The sequence below is a fragment of the Treponema sp. UBA7570 genome, assembly GCA_002477955.1.
Taxonomy (GTDB): Bacteria; Spirochaetota; Spirochaetia; order Treponematales; family Treponemataceae; genus Treponema_D.
This window is the reverse complement of sequence record DLLE01000046.1, coordinates 1-9561: the sequence shown is the minus strand read 5'-3', so window position 1 is coordinate 9561 and position 9561 is coordinate 1. Positions and strand designations below refer to the sequence as shown.

Here is a 9561-nt window from a genome sequence, read left to right as displayed (position 1 = left end):
AGAACGACCTTCTTCTGTTTGTAAGCGACGAAAAATGGCAGACAGCGTGCGTCGCGCTCGGAGCAGTGCGCAAGCAGCTTGGAAAAGACTTGAACCTTTACAATCCAAAGGACGAGTTCCACTTTGCCTGGATTATCGACTTCCCGTACTTTGCATGGAACGAGGAAGAAAACAAGTGGGAAACAGAGCACCACATGTTCACGCTTCCGCAGAAAAAATACTGGGACTCTTTGGAAAGCGACCCGGGAGCTGTAAAAGGCGACCTTTACGACCTTGTTTTGAACGGCTACGAGCTTGCTTCAGGCTCAATGCGTATCAACGACCCTGCATTGCAGGAGCGCATTTTTGAAATCGTAGGCTACAGCCGCGAGCGCGCAGAAAAAGCGTTCGGCTTCTTGGTACAGGCATTCAAGTTCGGCGCGCCGCCGCACGGAGGAATCGCACCGGGACTCGACCGCCTTATCATGCTCATGTGCCACGAGGAAAGCATCCACGAGGTAATCGCCTTCCCGAAGAACAATCTGGCGGCTTCTCCTATGGACGAGTGTCCAAGCGCAGTTGACCAAAGCCAATTGGACGACTTGCATCTAAAATGTACTGAGGTTGAGAAATAATATGCGCGAGTTTTCCGCAGGGAAAACTCGGTAAGCAAGGCGCGAAGCGGATTGCGGCATTTGCATATCACGATTTCTGACCCAGAAAAATAAAATGCTATAAAACAAAAGCGGAGCGTAAAAGCTCCGCTTTTTTTGTGCGGAAGATAACAAACTTGCAATAGCTTGCAGGAATTCCGTTTGTGATTCGCGATTCAATCTTCAATGCAGCGTTGCAACTGGCTTCAAACTGAATCCTAATTCATGTAAAACCGACATAAGCGTTTTTACCTTTACATTTTCTGCTTTGCCTGTGCGAAGATGCTGGATTGTTGTAGGGGAAACGCCAGCACGCTCCGCAAGTTCGCGGACGCTTAAATCGGCGTTTTTCATTTGCTCGCACATAAATTCTGAGATAAGGAATTCTTCATAGGATTTTTCAAAGCCGGATTTCCATTCTGGATTTTCCATCATTCTGTCAAATGTACTCATAGTCTTTGTCATAATAGTTTCTTTCCTTTACTCGTTTAGCATAATCTTCTCGTGCAGATATTGCACAAGCCTTATCCTGTTTTTTCAGTTTTTGGCTCTTTTTGACAAAGCCATTTGTAATAATTATCTTTCCGCCTTCAAAGAAAAAAGATAAAAATCTGTTTGGCTGAGGCTTGAAAGCATATATTCCGTCTTCTTCATTTCTGAATTTTGTTATATCAGAAATGAAGCCAAAATCTCCAATTCGTTTTAATAGATGAAAGAATTTTTGTTGTTCAGTCATGGATAAGGTGTTAAAAAACTCTAACGGCTGGCTTTCACCCTTCTTTGTGAAATACCACTCCACGATGAATTTATTGCCTTTGTAGGCTAAGTATTCTTTCATAATAAAAATGTAACACTAAAGTGTTACAAGGTCAAGGATTATGTTAGGGCAGGGAGCGGTGTGGCGCGGTCCGCAAGCAGTTGGATGACTTGCATCTAAAGTGCACAGAAATTGAGAAGTAATATGTGCGAGTTTCGGCTAGTTCGGAACTCGTTAAGCAAGACGCGAAGCGTAAAAGCTCCGCTTTTTTTGTGCGGAATCTTCGTTTTTAAGATTAAAAAAATATACCCACTATGTTGAGTAAATATAGTAACTATATTTTAAAATAAAGTGACTATATTTGGAAATATAGTTACTTTATTCGGGCAACTTAGTTACTTTATTTTCGGTGCGTAAAACGCACTTTCGCGACCGCTTTGCTCTTTGTAAAATATTATTATATCAAATTTTTAAGTTTTTTTTATGTGCCTGAACTCATTTCGAGTACAGGCTATGCCTATGCGCTTGCAATTCGCTCGCTCTAAAAACTAGCGGACATCATAGAAGTTTATCGGCGGCAAGCCGCTCCTTCGCTTGTAAAAAGTTTTGTTTTTGGCGAAGGAGTTTTTTTAATCGTCCAAATAGCGAAGCGGAATATTTTTATAATAAACCACCTGCTATGCGAATTGTGGGAAAATCACCTTTTTTTTAAACTTTTTGCAAATTTTCCATATATTATTAGAGCGGAAGAAAAATTATGAACAAAGAGCTTGAAGAACTTAAAAAAAAGAGAATTGGCCATGTAGAGCTTTTAGATGACGGAACGGCATTGAACTATGGAACTGACGAAACAGCTTCTCCCTATACCGATGTCATCAGAGTGTTCGGCGGAGTCCTGTACAGGACTATGACCAAGGACAAAAAATCAGTGCACACGGTGTTCGTGCCGCTAAACGAAGGCAAAACAGAGTAATTTTGCAATTACAGGAGGTGAAGAATCTTGTTTCCATATAATGAAGGAATATATCAATTTACGGATTTTTACATTGAGGATTGCGAAACTGCGATTAAAACTGATTTCAATTTTTACGAGGGAAAATATGAAGACAGAAGCCTGACATTATCGCCAGATGATTACCCTTTTTGCACGATAGCCATTCCGCCGTTCTGCACTGGTAAGGCAAAACTTGGCGTGTTCCTAAAAGAGTTCAGCATTCTTTTGGACGAAATGCTTGTAAAATGGGATAAAGATGTAGTGCAAAGGCTTTATACTGAAACTATGCAAGCGCTTTTTCCTGATGAAGTTGTGAATTACGAGCTTGGGTTTTATGAGATTCGTGGATTTTTATACTGCACGATTCAGTTCAGCGAGGAAGGACACAAAAAAGTGTTCGGCAAAGGAAGAGATGGCTCTACGACAGCAAACGATGCAGCTAAAGTTTCCAGACCGCCATTGCGTGTTAAATTTCAGGAGACAGATCCTGCGATGGAAGAATTTCGGAAGATTTTTGAGCGAAGACCCGGACATCCTCGAAGAAAAAACACTTTGGCAGATTTTAATTTTGAGTAGGAGATAAAATGACCGCAGAACTTACAGATTTTATCGTCAATCGCAGAGATGTGAATGGCAACGATTCGATTGTCTTTTTCTAAATCATTGTTAAGGATGAATTTTCTGTTGTGCTTTATGCCATTAAATCAATTATCGGGAAAATAAATAAAACCGTCCCTTTGAACACATGAAAAAATCTTTGGAGGAATAAATGGCAATCTTCTACAATTTACCGCCCGCAAAGCCTGAGTACGAAAAGACTTTGCTTGGCATGGCATGGTTTTTGATAAACACGGCCGAACGTTCCCGCCGTGAAGGAATTCTTTCCTTGCAAGCGGATATGGATACTGAGCAGGCCTTCAATGATTTTGCGGGAGAGGATTTTCCGCAAAAAATCTCTTTGTATGGTAGAAATTTTATACGAAATCTTTTTATGGACATCTGTGACGGTGTTGAAATATCCGATATTGAGAAAATCGCCTTCTATGCAATCGCTTCTTCCCAAAAACTAGGCGGCGACGAAGAAAAACTTGCGCTGATGATGGCGGCGGAGGGCGTGCATTCAATCTATGAAGGGGCGAATCCTCGTGTCCTTGCGATGAAACTTGCCTCAATGATTGGCGAAGAACTTGGCGCAAAGCTAATGTCAGACTTTGAGAAGCGGGATGATGAAAATCGTGCGGAATACTTGCGCAGACTCGAAGAGAGCAGTGAGCAAAAAGAACAGCGGGCACATACAGCGATGGAAGTCTATCTTTCCGGGAACTTTGAGAACATTGTTTGGCTTGATGATATTACCGTGAAGAAAATCGCCGAGGAAAACCTTGATTTCCTTGCACAGGCAATCGCATTTTGTGATTATGAAATCCAGAGCAAAATCTTCAGGTGTGTCAGCCCGGAGACGAAGAAAAAGCTTGAAGCGGAACTTCTGGAGATGAAAAAGCCTTCCGTTGAATGTCAAAAAAAGATAATGGATTCTTTATATTGCAGCTGAATACAGCCGGGAAGACAAGCTTGTTAGCCTCTGAAATAAAAAATTCGGTGCGTAAAACGCACTGTTTTTTATTAAAATTGTGTTGTAACTTGTAAGTACTCATAAAAATTTGCACGAGGAGCACAGAAAAAAAATGCAAACAATAGATGGTATGAATTCAAGTTCTGTTCGCGCTTTCTGTGCTTTAAAATCTGTCAAATCTCAGACAATTTATATATTCTCAAAATACAATGCCGCACCTCTATAAGTCTTTTTGGCTCGCAGCGGTGCGGTGTTTTTATTTGAGAATGAAAAGCAAAAATGACATAAAATCATAAAACTCGAAATTCAGGCTAACGACATTCCTTTTTAACCAGGGAACATTCTGAGCTGGAAAAAAAATTCAGCTTTCTTCACACTTTTTTGAACTTCTTGCGAATTTTCCATATATTATTCTTGTGTTTTGCGGCTGAATCGCAAAATGCTAAATCCGGCGCCTATCTTTTGCCGGTGAGATTCGGGTTTGCCGGTTTCCCAAAGAGACGAAACCGGCGTTTCTAAAAATGGAGAGCGCAGAATGAATCCAACTCATTGTGAAATAAAGTTTTTGAACCACGAGCAGTTCCTTAGGTTTGTCGAAAAATTCGGAAATGAAAAAAACGAAATTGATTTCAAATATTTCGGACTAAAAGACGAGGACTTGCTTGAAGGCCAGTTCGACGATGGCGCAAAGATTTTCATCGATATTCAGAATGATGCGATTCGTTTTGTGACCAAAGAACCGCCTTATGAGTTCAATTTCAGATTCCAGCATTTTGGCTATGATATTTCCTTTAGCTGCAGAAGTGATAACGGAGAAGGAGTTAAAGGATATATCGAAAAAAAACTTTATTATGTAACTCACCTGTTTTATTCTGAGGAAGAGTTTGAAAAACTGGTTGAGTACAAGGAATCGGGCGAGTATAAGTGGAATCAACAAGTCAGAAGACAAACGGTTCAAAATGCAAAGCCGAAAGTCACAATACGAAATCTTGACGGCAGGTACGGAATTATATCAGTTGTTTCATCTCATCATCTGCAAATAAACGAGCTTGAAATGCGCGAGATGTATGACTTTTCTTTGAGTGCAAAAAAGAAGAGAGGGCAAGGAATGGAGCTGACGGTTACGGTTCCTAAAATCACCACGACGCTTCCTATTCCTACAGAAAAAGTGATTGCTCATTACACGGACATCAAGCGGGCTATAAAAGACGGCTGGGCAATCGATATATATGACTGTGAAATCTTAAACAATCTGGAGAAAAAAAATGAGAGCACAGTGCAGCTACTGGGCATTTAGTCCAAAAATTAATAAGTACATACCAATTTCTTGTGAGCCGATGTCTCTTTTCCCGACCATAGTAAATTTAAAACAGAAAAGCGTATATTGCCGCTCGTGCCATCGCTGGGAATATATCGCCGCCTTTTCAAATAATATTCTTAAAAGTCAGTGCGGACATTTGTATGAAGGACCTTTTGCTTATGAAAATTCAATCTTTAATTATGGCTATCATGTGGCAAAAACAAAAAATAATTATCTCATTCTTGTAAAATCCCAGACTGTCGTAAAGCAGAACCGCCGTCTTATCGAAAATTTTTATGAGCTTAATCTTGAGCGTAAAGTCTTATCCAAAAATGGAAAATCTGTTTTTGAGAGCGAAGATTTGGCAGCCGGCCTTTGTCCTGAAATCACGGAAGAAATCTTAAAGGATTTAGGCGATCGGTATAAAAAAGAATTTGGCATAGTCCCGACCATTGCTTCAAAATTTCGTGGCTTCAGTCTTATCATTGGTTATATGCTAAGTCCGTTCAACATCAATTTCTATAAAATTTCTCATCACTGGGCTTTAAATCCGTATGATAAGGATTTTTCAACTCTTTCTTCTGGAAACACTCCGACCGCCGAAAACGAAATGTTTCACAGTCTCGGAATAAAGCCTTCAAAATCTGTCCGAAAGTTGTACCAGAGTTTCCCTGAAGGTGTCATCTCGTATGCGGCGGTAAAGGATTTGGGATTTTCTGATGTGAATATTCTTTTAAAAAGCGCTAATCCTCTTTGCTATGCTTTTTTCAAGTTTTGTATGGTAAATTTTTCTGACGGCGAGATTTCTTACAGCATTCGCCCTTCGCTAAAAAAATTCGTCGGGGATATGCTTGCAATTTCTTCCGAAAAAACAGTTTGGAATAGCCTGGAAAGAACTTTCAATTTTTTTGCTGACGAAAAGATTCCAGACAATGTCATTATTGATGGAATAAATTCTTATCCGATTTGCGCTGATGCTTTGAGTGATAAAGAAAAGAAAGATGTGCTTCGCGAAGGATTCAATGATTATACGCATGATTTTTTAGTTCGCCGTGCCGACATTGTGCAAGCACAGAATGCAAACGCTCTTTCTGCCCGGATGTTTGGCGAAAATCAAGAAAAAGATGAAAAATTTGAAATCGAGCAGCCTCACCTTGACCTTGCCTATAAATGCGGCGAAAACAGGACTACGATTCGCACAGGTGACGGAAAGATTGAAACTGTCGAAGTAAAAGATGAAGACCGTTATTGCTTTTATGTGGCCCAAAGCTCCGCAGAACTGAGGACAGTCGGAAGTGAAATGCACAATTGCGTGGGCTGGTGTTATACAGAACTGGCTCGCAAAAAATACTGCACAATCGTGTATGCAAAATACAAGAATAAGTATAGGATTTGCATTGAAGTTTCACCAAAATTCAGCATCCGTCAGGCGCTAGGACCAGGAAATCGGGTTTTACAGGGCGAAGATTTACTTGCATATCAGGAATGGTGCCGTGCAAAGAATATAAAATTCAAGAAAGTCTTTTAAAGTAAAAGATATGAGTCAGAAGAAAAGTGAAGGGCAAATCTATGGAAGCAAAAAGAAAAGCAATCTACATTCACGGTTTTGGCGGTAGCGGAAACGGCTCATCGGCGCAGAATGTCAAAAAAATGCTTGAAGATGAGAAATAATGTGCGCGAGTTTTCCGCATAAGCTGCAAAGTAAATTCCTGCTGTGCACGGTAATTTATTTTCGGTGCGTAAAACGCACTTTCGCTCCCCCTCCCCTTGCCCTGTAAAATACTGCCATATTAATTTTTTAAGGAGTTTCTTATGAAGAAATTTTTAAAAGCATTGGCAGTGCTTGCGGCGGTCGCAGCGCTTGGATTTGGATTCGCATCTTGCTCTGATTCTGACGATGATGACGGCGGCTCAGGCTCAGCCCCATCTCTTGCTGCATACTCTGGAACAAATTCTGACGGCGAAACTGAGACCATTACTTTTTACAGCGATAACACCTATGCAATGCACATATATAGCAAGGAAACTGATGACGGTATGACTGTTACTATGGATCTAGATGTTGAGAAGGGTACTTATACAGGTGACCCGACAAAAGATGGCACTGTAGTTTGTACATCTGTAAGCCAAGTTAATAGGGCAACAATGGTTGAACTTATGATGAAGGCAATGTATTCTGGTTCAAACTCATTAACAATCACCAATTCAAACTGTCCGCTCGAAGCTCTTGATTCGAGCAAAGTTAAAACGAGAAAATGCACAATCAGTGGTACAACGCTCACTGATGATGAAGACAACAAATACACACGAAAATAACTTATTTCGCGTATATTTTCTCCACGCAAGCAAACCTTGCGTGGATTTTTTTTGGTGCGTAAAACGCACTGAAATTTTTCGCCGGAATTTGCTATACTTTATGAATGATGAACGGAAACACTGCAAAATTCGGCAAAAGGCATTTCTTCACGGTTGCCATCACAATCCTCATTTTCAGCGTGTGCGACTTGCTTGCGGCTTCTTTTTTTCAGGACGTCTTAAAGTCGCCGTTTTTCTTCGACACCATTTTTATGATTGCCGCCCTGTTTCTGTTCGGCCCGCTTGCCTCTCTTATCGAATATCTTCTGTTCATTTCCTTTACCTGCGTAAAGCTTAAAATCCGCGATGGAAAAACTGATTTTGTCTTCTTGTACACGCTTTCCGCGTTCACGATTATTCTTGTTACCTGGCTTTTTATCCGCAAAAAAGAAAATCTCAAGAAGGGCGTGAACCTGACCTTTCTGTACATTCTTACCGCTTCGGTTCTTGCAGGGCTTGCGTGCAGCGTTGTTTCGGGCTTGATAAATTGGTTTGCGCAAAAACTGTTCCAGAAAGACTGGAATTTCAACACATTTATTTTTGCCTTCAACGGCGACGAATATATGAATTTCCTTTTTTCCTCAATTATAGGCCGCATTCCCGTCACCGTTTTGGACAGAGTGATTACAACCTTTTCGGGCTTTGGACTTAGCAAGCTGTATAGTAAAATTATGCACGGGGGGGGTAAAGAGCGGCGGCAGGATGCCGGCTTTGACTCGGTATAGAAAATATGAAAAAACTCCTTTTGCTTCTTACAGTTATCGTTTTTCTCGCTTCATGCGCGCAAAAAGCTCCGGATAAAAACGGCACGGATGCAGTCTGCGGCTCCTGGAACGAATTTTGCGCAATGCAGGACGCCTCCTCTCTTGAGGATTTTATCGGCACGCTTAAACGCTTTGACACTAAATGCTTTAACAGCGACATGGCATTAAAAGAGCTGGCAGAGAATCAGATTGCGCTCTGCATTTCCCTGGCGGAGGGCCTGCGGCCGCTCATTTTGGAAAAAGAAAACCATAAGGAAGAGATTCTGCTTGCTGTTCACGAAATGGACAGGGTTTTTATGAGTTTTCTAAAAAACAAAAACGAATCTCTTGAAGACACGCACCAAAAGCTGTACGAATTCTTCATTTATTTTACGCTTACGATTCTGATTGGCGGAGCTGCTCTTGTCATTCTGAACATAAAGGAAGGGCTTGAAAAAGACAAGATGCTTTACAGTTCGCAGGCCTTTTTGCAGCATTCGATTTTGGTTCAGGAAGCCGAGCGCAAAAGAATCAGCCGGGAGCTCCACGACAGCGTCGCGCAGAATTTGCGGTATGTTTCTCTTCTTGCGGAAAATATTTCTGACAGAGGCACAGCGGCTAAGATTATCGAGACGCAAAACCAGAACATTGAGGAAATCAGAAATCTCTGCTACAACCTGACTCCGCCGAGCATTACAGAAGACAATCTGCTTTCTTTGGTGAATGTCTTTGCAAAGAAGATTTTCGGAGACGCTTTCCAGTTCCGTCTGATTGCGGAAAACGGTGTTGACTTTTCCTGCTTGAATGGCGACGGGCTCTTGAATGTTTACCGGATTGTGCAGGAAGCGCTGCAGAATATAAAGAATCACGCGGGCGCAAGCGAAGTCACGGTGTTTTTTAAGAGAAGCGCACCGGCCGCCGGGCCTGCCGAAAACGCCGGACAAAAAACGGCATTGAAAAAGGCATTTCCGGCGCGGGCGATGGCCGCAAAAAATCCAGGGAGCCATTTTAAAATCATAATTTCCGACGACGGCTGCGGAATGGACGGGGAGCTTGTAAAAGAGATAAACTGTGCCGTTTTTGAAAAGTCCAAGGAATCCCATTTTGGAGTCCGCAATATCTGCGAGAGGGCAAGGCTTCTCAACGGAAAAGTGACGTTCTCTTCCGCGCCGGATTTTGGAACGCAGATAACGGTGGAGGTGTGAAA

Annotated in this window: 11 protein-coding genes; 9 read left to right on the top strand and 2 right to left on the bottom strand. The window is 41.6% G+C overall.

Going from position 1 to position 9561, the window contains the following annotated elements; genetic code table 11:
• Nucleotides 1-614 (top strand): amino acid--tRNA ligase-related protein (locus B4N75_RS05555; RefSeq protein ID WP_296706814.1); only part of this gene is annotated, 614 nt, incomplete at its 5' end.
• A gap of 201 nt (nt 615-815) precedes the next feature.
• Here B4N75_RS05555 and B4N75_RS05550 read toward each other — a convergent pair.
• Nucleotides 816-1085 (bottom strand): helix-turn-helix domain-containing protein, encoded by a 270-nt coding sequence (locus B4N75_RS05550; RefSeq protein WP_296691849.1) that lies wholly within the window; start codon nt 1083-1085, stop codon nt 816-818.
• On the bottom strand, nt 1072-1470 hold the full coding sequence (locus B4N75_RS05545; RefSeq protein WP_296691852.1) for a type II toxin-antitoxin system RelE/ParE family toxin: 399 nt from the start codon (nt 1468-1470) through the stop codon (nt 1072-1074). The genes B4N75_RS05550 and B4N75_RS05545 overlap by 14 nt, the downstream gene beginning before the upstream one ends.
• 676 nt (nt 1471-2146) lie before the next feature.
• Here B4N75_RS05545 and B4N75_RS05540 point away from each other — a divergent pair.
• The 8 genes from B4N75_RS05540 to B4N75_RS05505 all read left to right on the top strand — a co-directional run bounded on the left by B4N75_RS05540 (nt 2147) and on the right by B4N75_RS05505 (nt 9559).
• Nucleotides 2147-2362, top strand: coding sequence for a hypothetical protein (locus B4N75_RS05540; protein WP_296667367.1), 216 nt, complete (start codon nt 2147-2149; stop codon nt 2360-2362).
• 27 nt (nt 2363-2389) lie between these two features.
• Nucleotides 2390-2959: a hypothetical protein gene (locus B4N75_RS05535; RefSeq protein ID WP_296691855.1), complete on the top strand. Its 570-nt coding sequence runs from the start codon at nt 2390-2392 to the stop codon at nt 2957-2959.
• Between the two features lie 193 nt (nt 2960-3152).
• Nucleotides 3153-3935 carry a FliG C-terminal domain-containing protein gene (locus B4N75_RS05530; RefSeq protein WP_296667361.1) on the top strand — a complete coding sequence of 261 codons (783 nt, stop codon included), beginning with the start codon at nt 3153-3155 and terminating at the stop codon, nt 3933-3935.
• A 556-nt stretch (nt 3936-4491) separates the two neighbouring features.
• Nucleotides 4492-5253 (top strand): hypothetical protein, encoded by a 762-nt coding sequence (locus tag B4N75_RS05525; protein ID WP_296691858.1) that lies wholly within the window; start codon nt 4492-4494, stop codon nt 5251-5253.
• Nucleotides 5222-6784 carry a PcfJ domain-containing protein gene (locus B4N75_RS05520; protein ID WP_296706812.1) on the top strand — a complete coding sequence of 521 codons (1563 nt, stop codon included), beginning with the start codon at nt 5222-5224 and terminating at the stop codon, nt 6782-6784. Before B4N75_RS05525 ends, B4N75_RS05520 begins: the two co-directional genes overlap by 32 nt.
• Nucleotides 6785-7068: 284 nt before the next feature.
• Nucleotides 7069-7572, top strand: coding sequence for a hypothetical protein (locus B4N75_RS05515; RefSeq protein ID WP_296691864.1), 504 nt, complete (start codon nt 7069-7071; stop codon nt 7570-7572).
• Nucleotides 7573-7676: 104 nt separating this feature from the next.
• Nucleotides 7677-8336, top strand: coding sequence for a hypothetical protein (locus tag B4N75_RS05510; RefSeq protein WP_296706810.1), 660 nt, complete (start codon nt 7677-7679; stop codon nt 8334-8336).
• A 5-nt stretch (nt 8337-8341) separates the two neighbouring features.
• On the top strand, nt 8342-9559 hold the full coding sequence (locus B4N75_RS05505) for a sensor histidine kinase (RefSeq protein WP_296691871.1): 1218 nt from the start codon (nt 8342-8344) through the stop codon (nt 9557-9559).
• The last annotated feature ends 2 nt before the right edge of the window (nt 9560-9561 follow it).